This is a genomic window from Microbispora sp. H10885, from assembly GCF_014161415.1.
Taxonomy (GTDB): domain Bacteria; phylum Actinomycetota; class Actinomycetes; order Streptosporangiales; family Streptosporangiaceae; genus Microbispora; species Microbispora triticiradicis.
In genome coordinates, this window is the sequence record NZ_JABBWY010000019.1 from 76,323 (window position 1) to 98,418 (window position 22,096).

General features: G+C 72.0%; 18 protein-coding genes and 1 rRNA gene. 7 read left to right on the forward strand and 12 right to left on the reverse strand.

Annotated features, from left to right (window positions below):
* Positions 1 to 44: 44 nt before the first annotated feature.
* Together HHX37_RS34860 and HHX37_RS34865 are read left to right on the forward strand one after the other, a co-directional pair.
* Entirely contained in the window at positions 45 to 608 is a 564-nt protein-coding gene (locus HHX37_RS34860; protein ID WP_208759317.1) for an RNA polymerase sigma factor, read from the forward strand.
* Positions 609 to 633: 25 nt separating this feature from the next.
* Positions 634 to 1,071, forward strand: coding sequence for a carboxypeptidase-like regulatory domain-containing protein (locus tag HHX37_RS34865; RefSeq protein WP_182888113.1), 438 nt, complete (start codon positions 634 to 636; stop codon positions 1,069 to 1,071).
* Positions 1,072 to 1,146: 75 nt separating this feature from the next.
* On the opposite strand, the gene HHX37_RS34870 is transcribed toward HHX37_RS34865, so the two are convergent.
* From HHX37_RS34870 to HHX37_RS34915, 10 genes are all read right to left on the reverse strand, one after another.
* Positions 1,147 to 1,917: a peptidoglycan-binding protein gene (locus HHX37_RS34870; RefSeq protein ID WP_182888114.1), complete on the reverse strand. Its 771-nt coding sequence runs from the start codon at positions 1,915 to 1,917 to the stop codon at positions 1,147 to 1,149.
* On the reverse strand, positions 1,889 to 2,038 hold the full coding sequence (locus tag HHX37_RS34875) for a hypothetical protein (RefSeq protein WP_165900820.1): 150 nt from the start codon (positions 2,036 to 2,038) through the stop codon (positions 1,889 to 1,891). The genes HHX37_RS34870 and HHX37_RS34875 overlap by 29 nt, the downstream gene beginning before the upstream one ends.
* Positions 2,035 to 3,033 carry a hypothetical protein gene (locus HHX37_RS34880; RefSeq protein WP_182888115.1) on the reverse strand — a complete coding sequence of 333 codons (999 nt, stop codon included), beginning with the start codon at positions 3,031 to 3,033 and terminating at the stop codon, positions 2,035 to 2,037. The genes HHX37_RS34875 and HHX37_RS34880 overlap by 4 nt, the downstream gene beginning before the upstream one ends.
* Positions 3,030 to 5,933, reverse strand: coding sequence for a hypothetical protein (locus HHX37_RS34885; RefSeq protein WP_182888116.1), 2,904 nt, complete (start codon positions 5,931 to 5,933; stop codon positions 3,030 to 3,032). The genes HHX37_RS34880 and HHX37_RS34885 overlap by 4 nt, the downstream gene beginning before the upstream one ends.
* Before the next feature lie 18 nt (positions 5,934 to 5,951).
* Positions 5,952 to 8,177, reverse strand: a complete 2,226-nt coding sequence (locus tag HHX37_RS34890) for a hypothetical protein (protein WP_182888117.1) — start codon at positions 8,175 to 8,177, stop codon at positions 5,952 to 5,954.
* A gap of 15 nt (positions 8,178 to 8,192) precedes the next feature.
* Positions 8,193 to 10,370 (reverse strand): hypothetical protein, encoded by a 2,178-nt coding sequence (locus HHX37_RS34895; protein WP_182888118.1) that lies wholly within the window; start codon positions 10,368 to 10,370, stop codon positions 8,193 to 8,195.
* 37 nt (positions 10,371 to 10,407) lie between these two features.
* Positions 10,408 to 12,684 (reverse strand): hypothetical protein, encoded by a 2,277-nt coding sequence (locus HHX37_RS34900; protein WP_182888119.1) that lies wholly within the window; start codon positions 12,682 to 12,684, stop codon positions 10,408 to 10,410.
* Complete coding sequence (locus tag HHX37_RS34905) at positions 12,681 to 15,017, reverse strand: hypothetical protein (protein ID WP_182888120.1); 2,337 nt, start codon at positions 15,015 to 15,017, stop codon at positions 12,681 to 12,683. Before HHX37_RS34905 ends, HHX37_RS34900 begins: the two co-directional genes overlap by 4 nt.
* 98 nt (positions 15,018 to 15,115) lie before the next feature.
* A complete protein-coding gene (locus tag HHX37_RS34910; RefSeq protein ID WP_182888121.1) occupies positions 15,116 to 15,925 on the reverse strand; it encodes a fructosamine kinase family protein in 810 nt (269 codons plus the stop codon).
* Positions 15,912 to 16,373 carry a low molecular weight protein-tyrosine-phosphatase gene (locus tag HHX37_RS34915; RefSeq protein ID WP_182888122.1) on the reverse strand — a complete coding sequence of 154 codons (462 nt, stop codon included), beginning with the start codon at positions 16,371 to 16,373 and terminating at the stop codon, positions 15,912 to 15,914. The genes HHX37_RS34910 and HHX37_RS34915 overlap by 14 nt, the downstream gene beginning before the upstream one ends.
* Before the next feature lie 163 nt (positions 16,374 to 16,536).
* Between HHX37_RS34915 and pstS the strand changes: the two genes are divergently transcribed.
* From pstS to HHX37_RS34940, 5 genes are read left to right on the forward strand one after another with little or no spacing between them, the layout of a single operon-like run.
* A complete protein-coding gene (gene pstS / locus HHX37_RS34920) occupies positions 16,537 to 17,646 on the forward strand; it encodes a phosphate ABC transporter substrate-binding protein PstS (RefSeq protein ID WP_117408838.1) in 1,110 nt (369 codons plus the stop codon).
* Positions 17,647 to 17,650: 4 nt separating this feature from the next.
* Positions 17,651 to 18,631, forward strand: a complete 981-nt coding sequence (gene pstC / locus HHX37_RS34925; RefSeq protein ID WP_182883803.1) for a phosphate ABC transporter permease subunit PstC — start codon at positions 17,651 to 17,653, stop codon at positions 18,629 to 18,631.
* Positions 18,628 to 19,512 (forward strand): phosphate ABC transporter permease PstA, encoded by an 885-nt coding sequence (gene pstA, locus HHX37_RS34930; protein WP_117408840.1) that lies wholly within the window; start codon positions 18,628 to 18,630, stop codon positions 19,510 to 19,512. Before pstC ends, pstA begins: the two co-directional genes overlap by 4 nt.
* 3 nt (positions 19,513 to 19,515) lie before the next feature.
* Positions 19,516 to 20,292 (forward strand): phosphate ABC transporter ATP-binding protein PstB, encoded by a 777-nt coding sequence (gene pstB / locus HHX37_RS34935; protein WP_182883804.1) that lies wholly within the window; start codon positions 19,516 to 19,518, stop codon positions 20,290 to 20,292.
* 36 nt (positions 20,293 to 20,328) lie between these two features.
* Positions 20,329 to 21,033, forward strand: a complete 705-nt coding sequence (locus tag HHX37_RS34940; RefSeq protein ID WP_310740672.1) for a response regulator transcription factor — start codon at positions 20,329 to 20,331, stop codon at positions 21,031 to 21,033.
* Between the two features lie 12 nt (positions 21,034 to 21,045).
* Here HHX37_RS34940 and HHX37_RS34945 read toward each other — a convergent pair whose 3' ends face one another.
* Both HHX37_RS34945 and rrf read right to left on the reverse strand, forming a co-directional pair.
* Positions 21,046 to 21,903 (reverse strand): phosphotransferase family protein, encoded by an 858-nt coding sequence (locus HHX37_RS34945; RefSeq protein ID WP_182888123.1) that lies wholly within the window; start codon positions 21,901 to 21,903, stop codon positions 21,046 to 21,048.
* A 74-nt stretch (positions 21,904 to 21,977) separates the two neighbouring features.
* Positions 21,978 to 22,094, reverse strand: a 5S ribosomal RNA gene (gene rrf, locus HHX37_RS34950).
* Positions 22,095 to 22,096: the final 2 nt, after the last annotated feature.

Below are 22,096 nucleotides of genomic sequence, written 5' to 3' on the forward strand. Positions count from 1 at the left end.
GATACTGCGTACCATGCTCACCCCCGGATGTGAGGACGGGCCGCGTGGACAGCGACTCAACGGAACACCTCTTCCGGGCCGCGGCCGACGGCGACGGCGCGGCCTGGGAGGCGCTCGTCGGGCGCCTCAGCCCGCTCGTGTGGTCGGTCATCCGGTCCTACCGGCTCATCGACGCCGACGCCCACGAGGTCTTCCAGACCTGCTGGTTCCGGCTCGCCGACAACCTCGGGAGGATCAAGGAGCCGGACCGGGTCGGCTCGTGGCTGGCCACGACCGCCAGGCACGAGTGCCTCAAGGTCATCCGGGGCTCCCGCCGGGTCATCCCGACGAGCGACCTGGACGTGCTGTCCCCCGGCGCCGACGACCGGTCGCCGGAACGGGCGGTCCTGGACGCCGAGGAGGCCGACGGCCAGGAGGCGCTGCTGCGGAGCGTCTGGGAGGCGTACGAGCGACTGTCGGAGAACTGCCGGCGCCTGCTGCGGGTGCTCATGGCCTCGCCCCCGCCGTCGTACGCCGAGGTGGCGGCCGGCCTCGGCATCGCGATCGGGAGCATCGGACCGACCCGGGGCCGCTGCCTGGCACATCTGCGGAAGCTGCTCGCCGGATGAGCCGCCGGATTCGAGGAGGCGCCGCGTGAACGAGGACACCGAGCTGGAAGGGCGGCTGCGCCGGGCCGCCGAGCTCTTCGACCCGGTGCCGGAGAGCCTCCTGCGTGTCGCTAGGGGGGCCTACGCCTTCCGCACGGCCGACGCCGAGCTCGCCGATCTGACCTTCGACTCCCTGGCCGGACCGGCCCCGGTGCGCGGCGGTGCGCAACCCCGGCTGCTGACCTTCGACGGCCCCGGGGTGTCGATCGACCTGGAGATCACCCCGTCCGGCGCGGGCGGGCGTGTCGTCGGCCAGGTGATGCCCGCGCAGCAGGCGACCGTGGAGGTGCGAGGGGCCGCGCCCCGCACGGTGACCACGGACGGCCTCGGCCGCTTCGTCATCGGCGACGTGCCGTCCGGGCCGTTCAGCGTACGCTGCCGGGCCGGCGACGCCGCGTTCACGACCGAGTGGGTCACCGTCTGACCTCCGGCGACACGTCGTCGCCCTCCCCCGCGATTCCTGAAGCGGGAGAGGGCGACGGCCTCGACGGCGGACGGCTCAGACGGTGATCGGGGCCTCCCACAGCGCCTTCCAGGTCTTCGCGTCGACGATGCCGGTCGGTTCGATCCCCTGGCTCCTCTGGAAGTCCATGACCGCCGACCTGGTGGCGGGGCCGAAGTCGGCGTCGATCCCGGACGGCCCGAGGCCGAACCGGCGCCGTCGCAGTTTCTCCTGCGCCCGCCGGACGTTCGCGCCCTTCCGGCCGAGCTGGAGGACGCCGGGAAACGCGGGGGCGTCCCCCAGCTCGGCGAGAACGGAGATGAGCGAGACGTCCGGCTCCGACGGCAGTCCGTCGTAGGCCGGGCGGCCGTACCCGGCGACGAAGGCGCTCGTCCGGCGGCGCCTGACACAGGAATCGCCGATGTTGCCCTCGATCGTCTGGATGTCGTCGGGCGAGAAGACCTTCTCCACCGTGGCGACGTGGTCGATGAACTTGATCTCCTTTTCGCCGTGCCAGTCGAAGAAGACGATGTCGCCCGGCCGGATGCCCGCGGCGCCGCGGCGCCAGCGCCCGTCGTCCCGGAACCAGGCGGCGTGGGCCGTGGTCAGGCTGAAGTCGCCCACGAGACGCAGCATGTCCGGCCCGCCCGCCGCGAGCGCGCACTGCGCCACGAACATGTCGCACCACGGCCCCCGGTCGAACGCCTCCTCGGGCCGCAGGTTCTTCCGCTTGCGGAAGGTCACCCCGAACACCGTCTCGCGGCTGGGCGGCTCGTGGTAGCCGAGATACCTGCTCATCTCACGGAGCAGCTCGCTGGCCTTGGGCATCGCGCGTCACCTCTTCGTCGATCGCGTCGTAGTCGGGCTCCTCGAAGATCTGGGGCGGGTCGCCCGGCGCGGGCCCGGGCTCAGGCCTGGGCTCGACGGGCGGGAGAGTGTCACCGGTCATACGTCAATGGCACCGCGCGGACGCGCGTCCGGACATGAGTAGGCCCCTACTCCGATTCGCGGCGATTTTCCTGTTCGCGCTGGTGTTCCGGGCGAGATCCCGACACTCGTACGGAGGCTCCGGCCCTCCGGGTCCAGGCCGAGCGTGACGAGACCGGCGCGCCACGCCCCGGTGCCCGCCGCGCCTGACAGCATGGCGTTCACCGGTCCGCTCACCATGCCGTTCACCATGCCGTTCACCAGGGCGGAGAGCATCGCGGGCCCGGCGGGGAAGAGCGTGCGCGCCGACGCGAACAGCGCCAGCTCGATCGCGCCGTCGCTCCCCCGGGCGACGCTCAGCCCGAGCCGGCGGCCCCTCAGCCGCCCCAGCCCGTCCGCGAGGCCGCGTTCGACCGCGCCGAGGGCGGCGCCGTGGCCGGTGGCGTGCAGGAACGGCAGGAGGTCGAGCGGATCGACCTCGGGCAGGCGCACGTAGACCTCGGTCCGGCCGCGCGCCGGTTCGACGCCCAGCATGCGCGCGCGGGCGCCGTACGGCAGCAGGCCCCACGGGAACGACGACGGAACCGGCAGGCCGGGAGGGGGGAACTCCGGGGGGATGTCGGCATAGAGCTTCAGCCGGGAGGACCCGGCGCGGGCCGGGGACTCGCGCCCGCCGATCCACGCGCCGAAGCGCAGGCCCGCCCCCGCCTGGGCGTGCCGCAGGGCGCCGGCGAGCGCCGGGTCGGGGGCCTGGCCGTGCGCCGCCAGAATCGCGACGGCCAGGTCCAGCCGGGCGGAGTCCGCCACCTCCGGAGGAGCCACCTCCGCGGTCCAGCGGAACACGTCGCCGCCGATGGTCAGCTCCACCGGGAACCCGGACGGGGTGAGGCGGCTCCAGCGGGTGACCACCTCCGGCCAGGTGCTCTCCTCCAGCCGGGTGACGGCGGCGTCGAGCGGCGGCGGCAGCGCACGCGGGCCGGCGGCCTCGCGAACCAGCCGCTCAAGCGTCCGTCTCATGACGCCGGCCCGATGGGGATCAGCGTCTCCTCCCCGTCCACCGGGGGTCCCTGGACCAGGTGGCCCTCGGCCGTCACGATCGTTACGCGGTGCCGGAAGGTCCGCACCGCCGGGTCCAGCAGCGCGATGCGCAGTCGCAGGGGCACGCGGGCGTCCGCCGGGATCTCCAGCCGCTCGCCGCGGTGGTAGCCGTTGCCGGGATCGTCGTACTCGACGTCCAGGAAGGCCATCCGGATCGTGCCGGGCTCGAAGATGGGGACGGCGCGGATGTCGAGGGCGTCGAGGAACGGATCGTCGACGGGGAGGAACGACGCGTCGCCGGCGATCGGTCCCGAAGTGCGGACCGAGCCGTTCCTGAGGTGGTGGGTGAAGCGGGCCGTCCAGCCGCGCCGGTCCGGGCGGGTGAGGCGCAGCCGCCACGTCTGGGCCGCGTTGCCGGGCCGCACCCGGAAGACGTCGCGCCGCTGGAACGTCGCCCCGTCGTCGTACGACACCTCGACGTCGACGGCGTCGACGGCGCCGGCGTCGATCCTGTTGGGGAAGATCTCCAGCTCCAGGAAGCCCAGGTCGTCGTTCGGGTCGGCCTTCAGCGTGCGGTCCGTGCTCCGCCTGGGGGTGATGTCGTAGCTGAGCCTCTCCCCCGCCCAGCCGGAGTCGGCGCGGAAGTGGTGTTGGAACCCGACCTGGAACCCGAGGTCGCGCGCCTCGTCGAGGAAGGTGGTGAACCGTTTCGGCCCGGGATCGAGCGCGGTGAGCCGGAAGTCGGCGTCGCGATGGTCGTGCGGGTCGCCGTAGTCGATGCGCACGTCGGTGGCGAAGAGCCCGATGCGCTCGAAGTCCACCGGCGTGACCACGTCGACCTGCAACTGCTGGAAGAACGGGTCGCGCAGATCCACATTGAGGAAGTGGGCGGATTTGTCGGGTATCTGGTCCAGCAGGAGCCCGATGAACCCCTGCGGGGCGTAAACGCGCTTCACCGCCTTCCTGCGGTCGTACAGGACGGTGAGCCGCTTGCGCTCCTCCTGCCGTACGAACCTGAGCCGGAAGGACACGAGCGCCGGGATCCCCCCATCGCCGCCGGAGGGCGCGGGGGTCGGGGTGGGAGTCGGTGTGGGAGTGGGTGTGGGTGTGGGGGTGGGCGGCGTCACCGGGGCCGCCGGCCGCGCCAGGACGGCCTGGATCGAGACCGCCGGGTCCGCGCCCTGCACCCTGCCCGTGATCTCGACGACCCGGTCCTCGTCGCGGCCCACGCGTCCCGCGGCCTGGGCGCGCGAGAAACCCTTGGCCTCGCTCGCCACGATCGTGGCCCGGTTGGCGATGACACCGCGGGCGACGGCCAGCCGCCGCTCGGAAAGGCGCTGGTTGAGCGCGGTCGTCCCCGGCGAGGAGTCGCCCTCGTAGCTCGCGTGGGCGACGACGGTCACGTTCTTCGGCGGGACGAGCCGGTGGTCCAGCCAGTCGCGCAGCGCGGCCGCGCCGGAGGGCGGAGCCGTACGACCGGGGGCCGTGCTCTGCGAGAAGCGGGCGTCCGGGGGCGTCGGGGCGTCGAGCAGGTAGGAGGTGTAGACCGGGTTGCCCGGGGCGGCGGAGAAGCCCTGTTCCCGGGGCTGGTCGAAGGTGAACCCCAGCGTGAACGTCTCGTCGGCGGGCGGGGAGGCGGGCCAGTCCACGGTCACCGGGAGGGTCGCGCCGGCGGGAACGTCGACGCTGACCGTCCCCGCGCCGTCGAGGACGCGGGCCTGGCCGCCGACGGTGACGGTCGCGCCGGGACGCCCCTCGACGCGCAGGGTCTCCGTCTGTTCGTGGGAACCCGGCACGAGCGACACTCCGTACCCGGCGGGAAGGGGTGAGGGGGCCGACCGGGTGACGGTCAAGGTGGCGGCCGGCGGTGCCCCGGTCCCGGCCCCGGCCCCTGTGGCCGCCGTGGCCGCCGTGGCCGCCGGTCCCGTGGTACCGGCGCCCGCGCCGGGGCTCGTACCGGGCGAGCCCGCGACGCCGGTGGGTGACGGCGTGGACCGGCCCAGCTTCCTGAGGCGTTCCAGCACGGCGTCGAGTCCCTCGGGCTGGTCCGCGCCCTGCAGCCGCCCCAGGTCGAGCGACGGTTCGAACCACTTGGCCAGCAGGTCGTTCTTGAAGAAGTCGAGGGCCCACTTCTCCTTGGCCTCGCGGTCCGCCGTTCCGTCGAAGTCGATGACCTTTATCTGGATCGCCCCGTCCTGGACCAGCTTCTCGAATCCGGCGTCGATGCCCGCCCGGACCCAGTAGACCTGCGCTTCCAGGCTCGCCGAGAAGTGGGTGTAGACGCGTTCGAGATCGGCGGTGATCTCGACCTTGAGGTCCGGGGTCAGCCCCGAGTACTCCAGCTCGTACACGACCCCGATCGGGGTGAGGCCGTGGGCGAAGGCCTGTTCCAGGATGATCGCGCCCTCCCGGTCGAGCACGAGGGAGAACGCCGCGGTCTCCTCGCCCGTGAGGGACGGGGTGGTCGCGCCCAGGATCTTGGTGACGGCGGTGAAGCCGCCCGGAGGCGCCTCGGCGGCCGTGGTGCCGCCCGGCCCCTCCAGGTTGAGCGCCACGACGCGTACGGTGCCCCGCTCGACGGGGGCGGGGGCCAGCCTCGCTCCGCCGTCCGGCACGAGCCCGGCGAGCCGCCCCATGATGGTGTCCCGGGTCCGCCGGGGCAGCTGGACGACGGCCTCGAACATCAGGAAACCGCCGCCCTCGATCCCCGCGTCCGCGACCTCCTGGCGGAACTTGATGAAGCTGAACGCCGGCCGCCCGTCCGGCCGCCGGCCGAGGGCGACCTGGGTCGCGAGGTACCAGAACTGGGCCGGGTCGGCGTGGTCGCGGAACACCGTCACGCCGTCGACCTCGAACGTGTCGGAGCCGAGCTGAAGCAATGGTCCGTCCCTTCTCGCTCAGGGCCTGGCCGGGATCGTGACGTCGTCCTGGTCGAAGCGCCTCCAGTCCTGCTCCGGGCTGAGCCCGTTGCGGAAGAACCGGCGGATCTTGAGTTCGTACGCGTCGGCGGTGGCGAAGTCGAACTCGAACACGGCGGTCGCGTCCGGAGCGGAGAGGTCGACGGCGTCCTCGAAGGAGAGCCCGGCCGGCTCGTCCTTCGCGCGGGCCTCGACGTGGATCCGTTTGAGGCCCTGGGTCGTGAAGTCCGCCGGGGCCCGCAGCGTCACCGCCCGATGGCCGCGCACGTCGGCCCGGACGAAGATCCTCGTGCCCACCGTGGTCGACCACGGCCCCTCGATGAGCGTGGTGTCCTTCATGAGCACGGTGACGCGGTAGCGGGTGTGACCGGCGCCGGGGTCGGTCCGCTCGGCGACGAAGGTCCGCGGCGACCGGCCCGAGACGATCTCGATCGAGTCCTCGGCGCGGATCCCGTTCGCCGGATCGTCGTAGACGAGGTCGACCCAGGCCCGGTCCACCACGGCGAAGTCCAGCACGGGAACGATGGTCACCTTCAACCGGTGGGGGAAGGGATCCGGCACGTCGAGCTGCGGCCCGGCGAGCGGCGCGAACGGCGTGACGTGGTCGCGGTTGTCGGCCGCGCGGTAGGTGAGCCGCGCCATGACCGGCCCGGCAGGCGGCCCGACGAGGAACCGGAGCCACTCCGCCTGCGGCTCGTCCGACGTGAGGTGCACCACGTCGTCCTGCCGGATCCCGTGCGCCGGATCGTCGTACCGGAGCTGCACGTCGATCCGGGGATAGCGGTCGAACGGGAAGCTCGGCAGGGTGAGGACCGGGATGGTCTCCAGGGAGAACAGGTCGCGCGGCTCGATCCCCTGGATCTCGCCCAGCACCTGGGTGGCCGCCTCCGAGACGAGCCTGGCCGGCCGCTCCCCCGCCTCGGCCGGCTCCAGGTCGACCGCGAACGTGAGGTCCACCGGCTGGATCATCTGCCCGTCGGCGACGACGGACGGCCACTCCACCACGGCGGACGGCGTGCCGGCGTCCAGCCGTACGGTTCTGGGCTGCCCCTGGTAGGTCAGGGTCGCGGTGATGGAGCGGACCGGGTCGTGGGCGAAGTCGGCGTGGGAGACGACCTGGACCTTCCGTCTCTTGAACCAGGGGTCGTCGGCGTCGATCCTCCGTACCAGCCGGTCTCGGTCGAGCCCCGCCCCGAACACGCGGAACAGGCCGTCGAGGTGCCCCTGCGGATAGATCGTGCGCCGCGCCGTCGTCCGTTCCGAGAAGTTCACGTCGAGCCGCTTGGCGTCGATCCGCGTGTAGTGGAGCTTCTTGTACGTGAAGACGCCGATCGGAGTGGTGCGTTCCGGGGCGAACGACTTGATCACCTCACGCGCCTTGTCCCAGCCGTCGGGCGGCCGCCGCAGGGGGTCCAGCGAGCTCTCGAAGAAGGCGTCGGTGATCATGTCGCGGACCCGGGCGGCCGCGGCGTTCCTGCGGTCGAGGACGCCTCCGGTGTCGTCGTCCTCGGGGACGGTGGTGTCCACCTCGTACGTGACGGCCCGCTCGTCCTCCAGGCGCTCCACGACGTCCTGGATCTGGATGTCGGTGAACTGGCCCTCGTGGCCGAACGTCTCGTCCAGGATGTCCTGCGTGCGGTCCCAGTCGATCGACAGGTGCACGTGGTACGCGGGGCGCAGCGCCAGGTAGTCGAGGGAGTAGACGACGCCGATGGGCGCCAGATCTCCCGCCATCGCCTGGTCGAGGACCGTGACCCCGCGCTCGTCGAGCTCGACGGAGAACGCGGCGCGGTTGTCGCCGAACAGCGCGGGCTTGGCGGCGTGCCGGACGGCCCGGACGAACCCCGTGCTCCCCGTGTCCCCGTCCGTGGCACCGAAGATCATGAGCTGCACGGAGCCGTCGACGACGGGCACCGGGGCGAGCCTGGGCGGCTCGGCCAGACCGGCCAGCCGCTGGAGCTCCCGCCGTACGGTCTCCATCTCCCCCGGGGGCATGCCGAGATCGACGTCGAACTCGGCGAAGCCGCCGTTGAGCGACTGTGAGCGGATCTTGAGCAGGAGGAACGCGGGGACCTCCGCGCCGTCCTCGGTCCGGGCCGGGAACCGGGGAGCGAGCGGCAGGTAGTAGAACTGCAGCGGGTCCGCGTGGTCCCGCATGATCGACACGCCGTCGATCAGATAGTACGGCGGTGCCTCGATCAGCATGAGTGGCCCTCCCGCCTACGCCGGAAGCTCGACGACGAGCGTCTCGTCGGTCACCGGTCCGGGCGACGCGGCCTCCTTGCGGCTTCCGTCGGCCATGAAGAACCTGGCCTTCCACGTGTAGCTCTTGTGCGTGCGGTCCTGGATCGCCAGCTCGAACTTCTGCTCCGCGCCCGGCTTGCGGAAGGTGAAGGTCTCGCTCTCGTCGATGCCGTGGGCGGGGTCGGCGTAGTGGATCTCGACGGTGGCCAGCTTCACCAGGGTCCAGTCGATGAGGTCGGGCACCACCGCGACCGTCAGCGTGACGGACTCCTCGCCGAGCAGCAGGGTGCGCCCGGTGACGGCGAGCTCGCCGCTGTCGGAGGACGTGCCGTCGCGGTAGGTGGTGATGGCGCGGTAGGTGACCTCGCCCTGCCCCTCGTCGATCACCGGGAACGACCAGTCGCCGGACCGGTTGTCCTTGTCCAGGGCCATCGAGGAGGTCTGGCGGTAGTCGTTGCGTGCGTCGGCGTAGGTGAGGTCGACGAAGATGCTGTCGATCCGCCGCTCGAAGTCCCCCCGGGTGCGCAGCTGCACCGTCCGGGTCGCCGAGAACGGGTCGTCCACGTAGAACCGCCGGCCCTTGAGGCCGGTCAGCTCCTTGACGTACTCGCGCCCGTCCTTCATGAAGTACTTGATCGAGCCGCCGTACGGCTGGACCGGCTCCAGCAGCAGCTCCCGCACGGTGGCCTTCTTGGTGTTCTGGTCGATCTGGAAGCGCTGCACCGCCGGGACCCCGGGCGCGATCTCGGGGTGCTCCAGCGTGAGCACGGCCCTGCTCACCTGCTCGAAGTTCATGTCGCCGATCTCGACGTCGACCAGCCACAGGCCCAGCTCGTCCACGTTGATCTTCAGGTCGGTGGTGTCGTCCTCCTTCCACTGGGAGGTGAAGACCCGGCTCTCCCCCTTGTAGTTGACGACGTACTGGTACTTGAACTTGGTCGGCCCGCCCTCGGTGAAGGCCGTGAACTTCCCGATGTCGTCCGCCTTGCGGAAGCCGAAGGTCTGGACGCCGTGCGTCGCGGTGTGCGGCGGATAGTCGATCTTCACGTCGACGCTGAAGATCGGCAGGTCGGTGAAATCGGCGTTCACCTGGATGACCAGGTTGAGCTGCCGGAAGAACGGGTCGTCGAGGTCGACCTCCATGGCGAAGTCGTCCCAGGCGAATCCCTGACTGACCAGCGACGGCATGTTCGCCTGCGGATGGACCCCGACCGAGGCGACCTGGTTCTCCCTGAACTCGATGCGGACGTCCGACCGCTTGTCCACCATGACGCTGCGCCGGATGTTCTCGAAGTCGTCGTCACGGATCTTCGAGAAGTCCCGGTTCTCCGGCGGGACGGCCTCCAGCAGGTTCCGCTTGACCGCCTCGTCCAACTGCTGGGTGACCGCGCTGCGCATCGTGTCCAGCACCTTCGCGGTCGCGGGGTCGTCGCCGGGCAGCGCTCCGGAGTCGATCTCGATCGTCCGGGACTCCGAGTTGCGGAAGATCTCGCTGACCCGCTCGCTGAAGTCGTCCTCCGACCAGAAGTTCTCCTCGAAGTCGACCTCCTGGACGAAGCTGTAGAACTTTGTCGCCGTCCAGGTGCCGACGGCGCGCACCGGCGGCAGCCGGGCGGCGAACGTCAGGTCGTACACGACCCGGACGCCGCCGGCCCCCTTGCTGCTCATCACGGCCTCGAAGACGGGCGCGCCGAACTGGTTGAGCTCCGCGGAGACCGCGACGACGTTGTTCCCGTACATCGACGGCGTGCCCGCGTGGTTGACCTTCTGGACCAGGTTGCCGCTGCCGCCGAGCACGTCCACCGTGACGGTGGCGGTGAGGACCTGCGGCTTGACCAGGACGATCGTGGCCGGGTCGACCGGCTGGGCGCCGGGCCCCCGCCGGGCGGAGACCGTCTGGGCCAGCCGGCCGCGCACCGACTGCTCCTGCTGCGCGTCGAGTCCGAGCTCGATGTCCATGAAGGCCAGCGCGGCCCCCACGTCTCCGTTCGGCAGCGGCTTGAGCGTCCGATACTTGACGAACTTGAAGACCGGAAGGCCCCCGTCGCGCCGCAGCATGGGCACCTTGGGCAGAACGTGGAACCGCAGTTCGCTCTCGTCGTCGAGATAGGCGGTCGCCTCGGGCAGGTCGACGGCGCCGTAGAGCAGAAGCATGGAATCCCCTCCTGGGTTTCGCTGGCTGATGTTTCGATTACCGAGTGGGTTCGAGCAGGTCGGCGACGTCGCGGACGCGGATCTCCGGGCCGGTGGGGGCGTCCAGTTCCCCGACCAGGCGCAGGCGGCCCCTGGTCCCCGACAGGGCGGCCTTCACGGCGGCGGCCTGCCCGGGGTCGAGCGTCGCCGCCAGCGCCGTGGTCCACGGCGGAAGGCCCGAACTGGTCCCCTCGGCGACGGGCGCCCACGCGCCGTCCGGCGGCCTCGCCTCCAGGGCGACCCGCCGTACGGCGACGGGCGCGGGACGCACCCGCTCCGGCTCGCCGGACGCCCTGCGGCGCAACTCGCCCAGCAGCGCGGCCCGCGCCGCCTCGGGCAGGTCGAGCCGGCTGGTGACCTGCAGGAAGGCGGTCGCGCCCGCCTCGATGAGGCCGATCGCCGGACGGCCGTCCTGGCCGAGTTCGAGGAACGGACCCGGCGGCAGGTAGGTCCACACGCCCGGCTCGGCGTCGTCCGGCCGCATCTCGACGCCGTTCACCATGATCGGCTTCGCCTCGTCCACGACGATCACGAGCCGCTCCGCGGGAGCCACGGGTGCGGACCAGGGACCGGCCTGGTCGCCGTCGGCCACCCGCCACACCAGACCCGGCTGGAAGGGGGAGGTGGCGATCCATCGGATCTCGGCCGCCGGCCGGTCCCGGTCGAGCCGCACGGACCGGGGCGGGTCGTCCGCGCCCTCCGCCCGCCACTCGACCCGCACGGGGGGCTTGCGGCAGGCGATCGTGGCCCGCTGCGCGCCGTATCCGGGCAGGGTCACGAGATCGAGGTCGAGGCGGTCCCGCCCGCCGAGCGGGAGCTCGATCACCCGCCCGGGCCCGGTCGGCCGGATCACCACGCGGGCGGGCAGGTCCTCCGGCCGGAGCGGGACGGCGGTCATCGGGGTGGCGTCATCCAGGCGGGCCGCCACCCGCCCGTCCGCCGTCACCACCTCCGCCGTGGCGAGGCGGGTCAGTTCGGCCGGGGCCCGCACGACCGTGAGCGGCATCGGGAAATCCGCTGGCCCGAGCAGCACGTGCCGGTCCGAGGCGGGCCGCCACGGACCCGCGACCTCCGCCGGTCCGCCGGGCAGGTCGAGCAGCGCCCGCAGCCGCGCCTCCCCGCTCGGCTCCTCCCCGGCCGCGAGCACGACGCCCGCGGTCCCCGTACGGCCGGGCCCGTCGAGCGCGGCCCCGGCCGTGACGGGCTGCGGACGCAGCGGCGGGGCGGGCGGGATTCGCAGGTCGGCGAGGAGCGCGAGCAGCCCGGCCACCGGCTCGGGCAGGTTGGCGGCGAACTCGACGACGACGTGGCCCGCGGGCAGCGGCGGCGTCGTCACCCGGCGCACGTGCCGGTCCAGCGCGCCGCCGGACACGGCCCGGGCCGCGGCGAACGGATCGAGGGTGACCACCCGGTCGACGAGCACGGCGGCGGGCACGGCCAGGTCCACCCGCTCCTGGCCCGGCAGCACCTCGTCGGGGTGGCGGAGCAGGTAGCGGCCCTGTGCCGGGCCCTGTGCCGGGACCTCCGGGCGGGCCAGGATCTCCTTCAGGCGCAGCGCGAGCGCCCGCCCACGGGCCTCGTCCGTCACCGGTCCGCCGGCCTCGTCCCCCGGGCCGGGAGCCGACGGCGCCAGCGAGCCCGCCAGCAGTTCGTCGAGTCCGCCCGCGAGATCCTCCACGGTCAGCGCGGCCTGCGCGCCGAAGCGCGCGGCCAGCCGTACCGCGATCTCGTGGGGGTCGACCGTGGTGGCCAGGGGCAGCCGCGGCGCCACCGCCCGCAGCGTGAGCCGCAGCGTCGCGGTCACCGGCAGCGTGGCGTCCTCGACCAGCCGGGCGGCGGCCACGGCGGCGCGCGGGGCGAGCGCCACGGAAACCCGGGCGCGGGTCAGCAGGCCGGGCGCGAGCTCCACCGGCGGCGTCAGCACCTCCTCCGCCACCGGCCCCAGGCGGGCCGTGACCTCCAGCACGCCTCCCCGCAGGTCCGCGGCCGCCACCCGCAGCAGCTCCCCCTGCTTCTCGGCCTGGTGCGCCGCGGCCTCCCCGATCTCGCTGAGCGGCGAGCCGATCGCGAAGCCCGCCTCGATCCGGCCGTACGGCTCCTGCTCGCCTCTGACCAGGGTCACGAGCAGGACGGGCGTACCGTCCGCCGCGCGTTCGAGGTCGAGCCGGTCCGGCAGGGCGATCGCCAGGCCGGGGTCCTCGTAGCCGCGGAAGACCGTGCCGGGCAGGGAGGCCAGCGGCGCCCCGAGGTCGGGCAGCCCGCGCAGGATCGTCATCGCCCGCCACCTCCCTGTGGTGACGGGCTGGGGGCCGTGCGCACCGGCAGCAGGATCGTGGCCTCGGTCTCCCGCCAGTCGCTCACGCCGATCCCGCCGGACTGCCACCACGTCTCGGTGCGGTAGCGCAGCGGAGGCGGCGGGGCCCCGGTGAGCAGCGGCCGCACCGGAACGCGCACGGTCGTGACGCCGGTGGGCACGTCCTCGGTGAGACGCACGGTGCCGCCCCTCTCGACCGTCACGACGAACGCGGCGACGCGGTCTCCCTGAGGGCCGGTTCCCCGAGGGCCCGCGAAGAGCGCGGGGACGGCCTCGACGGAGACCTCGCGGACGAGCTGCGGCTGGGCGGTGCGGTCGAACACCAGCGCCCAGATCGCCTCCCGGTCCGGATCGACGACGACCTCGCTCTGGTCGAGCACGACGCCCTGCGCGCCGGTCTCCGGCAGCGGGGTCCGCGGGACCAGCCGGACGTCCAGCCCTTCGCCCGGGGACAGGACGAGATCGTCCGCGAGCCCCTCGATCCGCAGCGGGATCTGACGGCCGGCGCAGACGGCCAGGGCGGGCGGGTTCCCCGGGCGGACCCGGCTCTCGATCGCGTTCGTCAGACGGGCCTCGATGTGGGCCGCCGACGCGGCCGTGACGGTCAGGGTGAGCACGTCGCCCGCCGTACGGTCGAAGCGCAGCTCCAGCGGCACGTCCTCGGGCGTGCCGCCGGCGCCGACCCGCACCTCCCCTCGCAGCAGGCTCAGCGAGGCGCCGAAGAGCGCGTCGTACACCAGGCGGAAGTCCTCCAGCGCGAGGGTCTCCGCGTGGGTCACGCCCAGTTCGAGGTCGATCTCGGCCTCCGGCCGCTCGACGAGGCCGGTCGAGGGGGCGCCTCCCCGCGGCAGTGCCAGCCGGAGGGAGGGCTGCGGGTCCGGGAGCACCTCCAGGCGCACGGGCGCGTCGACCCCTCTCGCCTTGGCCTCCTCCTGCAGGACCGGGCGGGCCGCCTCGAGGCGCTCCCGCACCAGGACCGGCTGGGCGTAGAACTCCAAGGTCACCCGGACGTCGTCCACCGAGGCGGCGCTCGTCGCCCGCACCTTCAGAGCGGGCGGGCGTCCGGTGCCGGGCAGCCGCGCCAGCAGGAACCGGTCGGGCAGGAAGTAGAAGCGCTCCGGCCGCGCGGGATCCTGCCAGTAGGAGTGGCTGCGACCGTCGAAGGGGATCCGCGTGCGCCCCATCGGCTGGATCCCGCCGGCCACCCCGCCGAGCCGGTTCCGGTGGGCCTCCGAGATCACCAGCGGGGACGGTGGAGCGGTCCATTCCAGCAGCAGCCGCTCCTTGCGGTAGCCGGGACGGCCGTCCTCCATCGTCTCCCCCGTCGGGACGCCCACCGTCACCGCGCGGCCGGCGACGAGCGAGACGCCCGCCTCCAGCGAGGAGAGGGCCGCGAGCAACTGCTGCCGCAGCCCCGGAGTGGTCAGCGGCATCTCGGCGACGACGGTGGTCCCGTCGATCCGCACGCTGGGGAACGGCAGGTCGAGCACCACCGTCCCGCCGGTGATGACCGGCACGCGGTACTTCAGCGACACGGTCACGAGGTGGGGCAGCTTCGCGACGCCCGGTGCCGCCGCCGGGGAGGGCGTCTCGGCGAACGCCATGACGAGGATCGCCGTTCCGTCCCGCTCGACGATCGAGATGCGGGGATCACCGGTCGTCTCGAAGGCCAGGGAGTATCGCGGCAGCGCGTAGCGGGTGCCTCCGTCGGGGCTCTCGAACAGGTCGCCGTCCGTGGGCGACGCGCTCGGCGCGACGGGTACGTCCAGGTCGCCCCTGTGCACGGAGTTTCGCGGCGGCGTGGGCACCCACGTCCAGGGGTCGGGCGAGTCCTCGCCCAGCAGGGAACGGTCGATGATGATCGGATCCCGCCAGACGAACGGCAGCCGGCGATTCGGGTCCACGAAAATGGGCGGGTCGGTGGCGAGGCCCGGCCTGTCGGGCGGCTCCCGCCCGTCGACGCCGGGGTGAAGGCCCAGCTCGTCGGTGTCCGGCTCGTCGGTGTCCGGCTCGTCGGTGCCCAGCTCGTCGATGCCCACGCCGAAGCGGCCCAGGTCCTGGTGGCCGAGGTCCTGGTGGCCGAGGTCCGTGCCGACCTGGTCGAGCTCGCCTAGGGAGACGCCGACGCCCAGCCGGTCGGCACCGGCGAACCTGTCCGGAGCCTGGAAGAGGTCCCCGATCCGCGCGCCACGGATCTGGTCGAGCCCGGGCAGCTCGGGCAGCATTCCGGCCAGGTCGAGATCACCGTCACCGGCGTTGAACGCGAAGGACACCCCTCCGATGTCGGTCGTCACAGCAAGGCTCCCGCCGTTCGTCAACGTTCGTCCACAGACGAGCGTGCGCGCGGGGAGCCGGGCGCCGCATGAGTAGGGCCGTACTCAAATCGCCGTGCTCAAGCGAGCACGTCGCCGGCGGCGGTGAGCAGGCTGCCGCGGTACGCCTCACCGAACAGGCAGACGTGCACGGCCAGCGGGTGAAGCTGGTGCAGCGGCACCCGCTCGCGCCACCCGGCGGCGAGCGGCGCCGCCTCACGGTAGGCGCCGAGGATCGTGTCGAGGCGCGGCGCGCCGAACAACGCGAGCATCGCCAGGTCCGTCTCGCGGTGGCCGCCGTGCGCGGCCGGGTCCACCAGCACGGCTCCGCCGCCGTGGGACCACAGCAGGTTCCCGCTCCACAGGTCGCCGTGGATCCGGCTGGGCGGCTCGGGCGGCCCAGCCACCTCCGCCACCCGGTCGCACGCCTCCTCGACCAGGGCCACGTCGGCCGCCGACAGGGCCCCCCGGTCACGCGCCAGCCGTACGAACGGCAGGACGCGGCGGGAGACGTAGAACGACGGCCAGTCCGGCGCGGGGTCGTTGTCCATCGGCAACTCGGCGATGTGACCCGGCCAGGGCGCGCCGAAGGCGTCGGCCCCGGCCGCGTGCAGGGCGGCGAGGTCCCGCCCGAACCGCTCGGCCGCCGCCGCGGTCGCCGGCCCGGTGTCGATCCACTCCAGCACCAGCGTCCCGCCGCCGGCGGCGATCACCTCGGGCACGGCCACGGCCCGCGGCTCGGCGAGCCACCGCAGGCCGGCCGCCTCGCTGTCCAGCACCCCGGCCACGTCACCGGCGCCCCGCTTGACGAACACGCGGCGGCCGTCGTCGAGAAGGCCCTCGTGCAGGGTCCACGCGTGGCCGTCGCCCAGATCCCTAGTGATCCTCAAGGTGCTTCGCCACCCCCTCGCAGGCGGCCTCGACCATGCGCAGCACGTCGGTGAACCCCTGCCGCCCCCCGTAGTACGGGTCGGGCACCTCGGCGCCCTCGGGGGCCGCCGGGTCGAACGAGCGCAGCAGCCGCACGTCGGCCCCCGGCGGCGCGAGTCGCCGTACGGCACGGAGGTTGTCGCGGTCCATCACGAGGATCAGGTCGCGCTCGGCGAACCACGCGGCGTCGAACTGACGGGCCCGGTGCGCCGAGCCGTCGTACCCGTGGTCGGCCAGCGTGGCCAGCGCCCGCTCGTCCATCGGCTCCCCGGCGTGCCAGCCGCCGGTGCCGGCGCTGTCCACCTCGACGTCGCCGAGCCCGCGTTCGGCGAGCGTACGGCGCAGCACCACCTCGGCCATCGGGGAGCGGCAGATGTTGCCCATGCAGACCAGACATACACGCTTCATGAACTCAAGTCTCTCCCATAACGCCCGTGACCTGCCCGTTATCTCCTGGAAGCCGCGCAAGAGCGACCAGGGGCGTTCACTACGCGTTCACCTTTACCAAGGTTTTAAGTCACCTCGGCTCCCTACCGTCCCTGGTGTTGAGAAGACAAGGGGAGGAACAACCGTGAAGTATGCAGGCCGGCTCGCAGCCGCCACCCTCGCCGGCGTGCTCTCGCTCGCCGCATGCGGGACCGATGACAACTCCGGCGGCGCGGGGGCGACCGCCGGCGCCGCCGCTCCCGCTCAGGGCGACGACAGCCTCAAGGGCACCATCAACGCCGCCGGTTCCTCGGCCCAGGCGAACGCCATCGCGGAGTGGAAGAAGAACTTCCAGTCGTCGAACCCCGGCGTCAGCGTCAACTACAACCCGAGCGGCTCGGGCGCCGGTGTCCAGGCGTTCATCCAGGGGACGGTGGCCTTCGCCGGCTCCGACTCCGCGCTGAAGGAGGACAAGGGCGAGCCCGCCCAGGCCGACGCCCGCTGCAAGACCGGCAAGGCGATCAACCTGCCGATGGTGACCGGCCCGGTGGCCGTCGTCTACAACCTGCCGGGCGTGGACGGCCTGCAGCTCTCGCCGAAGACCATCGGCGGCATCTTCAACAGCAAGATCACCAAGTGGGACGACCCGGCCATCAAGGCCGACAACCCCGACGCGAAGCTGCCCTCGACCGCCATCCAGGCGTTCCACCGCTCGGACGAGTCCGGCACCAGCGACAACTTCACGAAGTTCCTCAAGGCCACCGCCGAGTGGCCGTACGAGCCGGCGAAGGCGTGGCCGGCCGAAGCGCAGGGCCAGGGCGCGAAGGGCTCCGACGGCATCGCCTCCAGCATCAAGAGCACCGAGGGCGCGATCAGCTACGTCGAGCTGTCCTTCGCGGAGAACTCGCAGCTGCAGAAGGCCAAGGTGGCCAACGGCTCGGGCGAGTTCGTCGAGCTCACCCCGGAGAACGCGGCCAAGACCGTCGAGGCCGCCCAGGTCGAGGGCACCGGCAACGACCTCAAGCTGAAGATCGACTACGCCACCAAGGCCGCGGGCGCCTACCCGATCGTCCTGGTGACCTACGAGATCACCTGCGAGAAGGGCCTGTCGGCCGACGACGCGAAGCTGGTCAAGTCGTTCCTGGGCTACACCTCCAGCGACGAGGGCCAGCAGGCGCTGACCAGCCTCGGCTACGCGCCGCTGCCGTCGAGCCTGCTGACCAAGGTCCGCACCGCCGTCGAGGCCATCTCCTAACCACATGGCCACACCAACCAGAACCACGGAGAGCGGACCGGCCGTGCGCCGGTCCGCCTTCCGGCGCAGCCGCGGCGACGGCCCGTTCCGCTTCGCCTCGACCGGCGCCGGGGTCGTCCTGCTGGCGATCATGGCCGCGATCGGGTTGTTCCTGGTCGTCAAGGCCCTTCCCGCCCTCCAGGCGAACACCTCCCACTTCCTGACCGAGCTGACCTGGCAGCCGAACGCGACCAAGCCGATCTTCGGCATCGGTGCGCTGGCGTTCGGCACCGTGCTGAGCTCGCTGCTGGCGCTGCTGATCGCCACTCCGGTGGCCGTGGGCGTCGCGCTGTTCATCTCCCACTACGCGCCCCGGCGGCTCGCCTCGGCGCTGGGCTACGTCGTGGACCTCCTCGCGGCGGTGCCGAGCGTGGTGTACGGGCTGTGGGGCGTCGCCTTCCTCGTCCCGTTCATGCTCGGGCCGTCGAAGTTCCTGAACGACTACCTCGGCTGGATCCCGCTGTTCAGCGGAGAGTCGATCGTGGGCAAGAGCATGCTCACCGCCTCGCTCGTGCTCGCCATCATGATCCTGCCGATCATCGCCGCGATCTCCCGCGAGGTCTTCCTGCAGGCCCCCAAGATGCAGGAGGAGGCGGCGCTGGCGCTCGGCGCGACGCGCTGGGAGATGATCCGGACGGCGGTCCTGCCGTTCGGCCGGCCCGGCGTGATCAGCGCCGCGATGCTCGGCCTCGGCCGGGCCATGGGCGAGACCATCGCCGTCGCGCTCATCTTCCCGGCGACCTTCAAGATCTCGTTCCAGATCCTCGGCCCGTACGGCAACAGCATCGCCGCCAACATCGCCAACGGCTTCGGCGAGGCGACCGAGGTGGGCCGCGGCGCGCTGATCGCCTCGGGTCTCGTCCTGTTCCTCATCACCCTGCTGGTGAACATGGCCGCCCGCTTCATCATCGCCCGCCGCAAGGAGTACGCGAGGGCCGCAGCGTGACCGTACAGACCGGAATCCAGCCCATCTCCGCGACGCGGCGAGCGAAGGACCGCCTGGTCCAGGTGCTCGTCTATCTGGCGTTCGCGCTCGCGGTCATCCCGCTCGTGTCGGTGCTGTGGCTCGTCGTCAAGAACGGCATCGGCCGGTTCGACATGGAGTTCTTCACCCACTCGATGCGCAACATCGGGGCGAGGGACGCCGGCGGCGGCGCCTACCACGCGATCATCGGCACGCTCGAACAGGTGCTGCTCGCCTCGCTCATCGCGGTCCCGATCGGCCTGCTCACCGCGGTCTACCTGGTCGAGTACGGCGAGGGCGGCCGGCTGTCGAGAACCATCAGCTTCTTCGTGGACGTCATGACCGGCGTCCCTTCCGTGGTTTCCGGCCTGTTCGTCCTGGCCTTCTGGATCCTGGTGCTCGGCATGCCGTTCTCGGGCTTCGCCGGCGCGCTCGCGCTGTCGATCCTGATGATGCCGGTGGTGGTCCGGGCCACCGAGGAGATGCTCCGCCTCGTCCCGCGCGAACTGCGCGAGGCGTCGTACGCGCTGGGCGTGCCCAAGTGGCGCACGATCGTCAAGGTGGTGCTGCCCACGGCGCTTCCCGGCATCGTGACCGGCGTCATGCTGGCCGTCGCCCGGGTCGCCGGTGAGACGGCCCCGCTGCTCCTCACCGTCTTCGTCACCGACTCCATCAACAACGACCCGTTCAACGGCCCCCAGATGGGTCTGCCGTTGTACGTCTTCAACCAGACGATCCTGCCGACCGACGTCGCCGTCGCCCGCGCCTGGACCGGGGCGCTGACCCTGATCCTGATCGTCATGCTGCTCAACCTGGTCGCGCGCCTCATCACCTGGTGGCGTTCGCCCGCGAGGAGGAGGTAAGGAATGGCCAAGCAGATCGAAGTCGCCGGCCTCGACGCCTACTACGGCTCGCACAAGGCCATCGAGGGCATCTCGATGACCATCGAGCCGCGTTCGGTGACGGCGTTCATCGGCCCTTCCGGCTGCGGCAAGTCGACCTTCCTGCGCACGCTCAACCGCATGCACGAGGTCATCCCCGGAGCCCGGGTCGAGGGCAAGGTCCGCCTGGAGGACCAGGACCTGTACGGGCCGGAGGTCGACCCGGTGTCGGTCCGCCGGACCATCGGCATGGTGTTCCAGCGGCCGAACCCCTTCCCCACGATGTCGATCTACGACAACGTGGCGGCGGGGCTGCGGCTGAACGGCCGGGTGTCCCGCTCCCAGCTGGACGGGATCGTCGAGGAGTCCCTCAAGGGCGCCAACCTGTGGAACGAGGTCAAGGACCGGCTCGCCCGGCCCGGCGCCGGCCTGTCCGGCGGCCAGCAGCAGCGCCTGTGCATCGCCCGCGCGATCGCCGTACGGCCGCAGGTGCTGCTCATGGACGAGCCGTGCTCGGCCCTCGACCCCATCTCGACGCTCGCGATCGAGGACCTGATCTCCAAGCTCAAGCAGGACTACACGATCGTGATCGTGACCCACAACATGCAGCAGGCGGCCCGGGTCAGCGACAGGACGGCGTTCTTCAACCTCGCCGCCCAGGGACAGCCCGGCAAGCTCGTCGAGATGGACGAGACCTCGAAGATCTTCACCAACCCGGCCGAGAAGGCGACCGAGGACTACATCACCGGCCGCTTCGGCTGACGCGCACTTCCTGCCGACGAGCTTTGGAGGGACCGGGTGACGGCACCCGCAGTGGAGGGGGACACTCGGACGGCGCCCATGCTCCTGGTGGCCGATCCGGACGCGGGACTGGTGCGGCAGCTCTCGGCCGCCATGCAGGCCGAGGGCGTCGACGTTACCGGCGTGCCGGACGGCGCCCAGGCGCTGCTGCAGGCCGGGGCGCTCCGGCCGGACGCCGTGCTGATCTGCGCCTCCCTCCCCATCGTCGGGCCCGTGGACTTCGTCCGGGCCGTACGGCTCGCGCGAACCATGCCCGTCCTGCTCGGCATCGACCTAGGCAGCGATGCCGGGCAGGCGTTGCGGGCCCTGGAGGCCGGGGCGACGGCCTGCGTGGCCCGGCCGTACCGGGTGCCCGAGCTGCTCCCCCTCGTCCAGGCCGCCTTCCGGCGCCAGGACAACCACCGGACCGTGCTGACGATCGGCGAGGTCGAGCTCGACGTCACGGCGTACCAGGTGAAGGTGGGCGGGAGCATCGTCCACCTGCCGCTGCGGGAGTTCGAGCTGCTGCACTACCTGATGCGGAACGCGGACAGGACCGTCACCCGCGAACAGATCATGCGCAACGTCTGGCACTCGACCGACGGCATGTCGACGAACACGATCGCCGTACACGTGAAGCGCCTGCGCGCCCGGCTCGGCGACGTCGAGGACACCATGATCCAGACGGTGCGCGGAGTCGGCTACCGGCTCGTCAGCGGCTGAGGGCCCGCCCGCTCAGGAGAAGGTGCGGCCGAGGTTCGCGAGGCCGGCCTCCGCGTACGGCCTGATGCCCGTGCGCAGGCCGTACGCGACGTCCTCCAGCAGCGCGCACCGGGCGTAGAAGAGCATTCGCTCACGGCCCGCGTCGTCCAGCCCGCCCCGGTAGTGCTCCAGCGTCCGGGCGAGGACGGCGGGGCCGAGATCCCGGTAGACGAGGGCCAGGTCGTACGCGGGGTCGGCGACGGCGGCGTCCGTCCAGTCGATGACCCCCGTCACCGCGCTCGTCGCCACGTCCACCAGCACATGCTCGCTGCCCAGGTCGTTGTGGCAGAACTTCAGCGTCTCGGGGTCCGCGGGCGCCTCGACGGCGAGGAACTCCTCGACCAGCCGGCGCTCCGCCGCGGGGAGACGGCCGGCGATCTCCTCGTAGTCTCCCTCCGCCTCCTCCCTGAGGTCGCGCAGTGGGTAGGCGTCGCGCGGCACCAGGTCCTCCACGCGCGGGACGGGCAGCAGGTGCAGTGCGCTGAGGAAGGCGCCCATGGGCGCCGCCAGGCGGGCCGGCTCGGGTACGGGATACTGGTTCAGCGGCAGGCCAGGGAGCTTGGGATACGCCAGCATCCCCGCCTCGGGGACGACGAGAACCGGCCGCGGAACCGGGAGCGTCGACACCTCACCGACGACGGCGAGCAGCGCCGCTTCACGCTCGACCGTCTCCCCGCGTTCGTCGGGGTTGCCGGCCTTGCTCTGCCGCACGACCAACTCGCCGTTGACCTCGTACGCGGCGTTGTCCTGTCCCTCGCCCAGCCGGTCGATCTTCCGGACCTCGAAGCCGGGCAGATGGCGGGCCAGCAACCGGCGAATCTCCTCGGTCATCGCGGCATTCCAATCCCCGGGCGAAATAAAAAAAGGGGGGTCATCCCAAACGGGATGACCCCCCTCAAAAGATTGTCCGGCGGCGTCCTACTCTCCCACACCGTCCCCGGTGCAGTACCATCGGCGCTGGTAGGCTTAACTTCCGGGTTCGGAATGTAACCGGGTGTTTCCCCACCGCTATAACCGCCGTAAC

Coding starts and splice junctions, on each gene's coding strand:
- HHX37_RS34870 (WP_182888114.1), bottom strand. CDS start 1,917: ATGCCCAAGGCCAGCGAGCTGCTCCGTGAGATGAGCAGGTATCTCGGC.
- HHX37_RS34880 (WP_182888115.1), bottom strand. CDS start 3,033: ATGAGACGGACGCTTGAGCGGCTGGTTCGCGAGGCCGCCGGCCCGCGT.
- HHX37_RS34945 (WP_182888123.1), bottom strand. CDS start 21,903: ATGACCGAGGAGATTCGCCGGTTGCTGGCCCGCCATCTGCCCGGCTTC.
- HHX37_RS34895 (WP_182888118.1), bottom strand. CDS start 10,370: ATGCTTCTGCTCTACGGCGCCGTCGACCTGCCCGAGGCGACCGCCTAT.
- pstB (WP_182883804.1), top strand. CDS start 19,516: ATGGCCAAGCAGATCGAAGTCGCCGGCCTCGACGCCTACTACGGCTCG.
- HHX37_RS34875 (WP_165900820.1), bottom strand. CDS start 2,038: ATGACCGGTGACACTCTCCCGCCCGTCGAGCCCAGGCCTGAGCCCGGG.
- HHX37_RS34915 (WP_182888122.1), bottom strand. CDS start 16,373: ATGAAGCGTGTATGTCTGGTCTGCATGGGCAACATCTGCCGCTCCCCG.
- pstC (WP_182883803.1), top strand. CDS start 17,651: ATGGCCACACCAACCAGAACCACGGAGAGCGGACCGGCCGTGCGCCGG.
- HHX37_RS34900 (WP_182888119.1), bottom strand. CDS start 12,684: ATGACGATCCTGCGCGGGCTGCCCGACCTCGGGGCGCCGCTGGCCTCC.
- HHX37_RS34890 (WP_182888117.1), bottom strand. CDS start 8,177: ATGCTGATCGAGGCACCGCCGTACTATCTGATCGACGGCGTGTCGATC.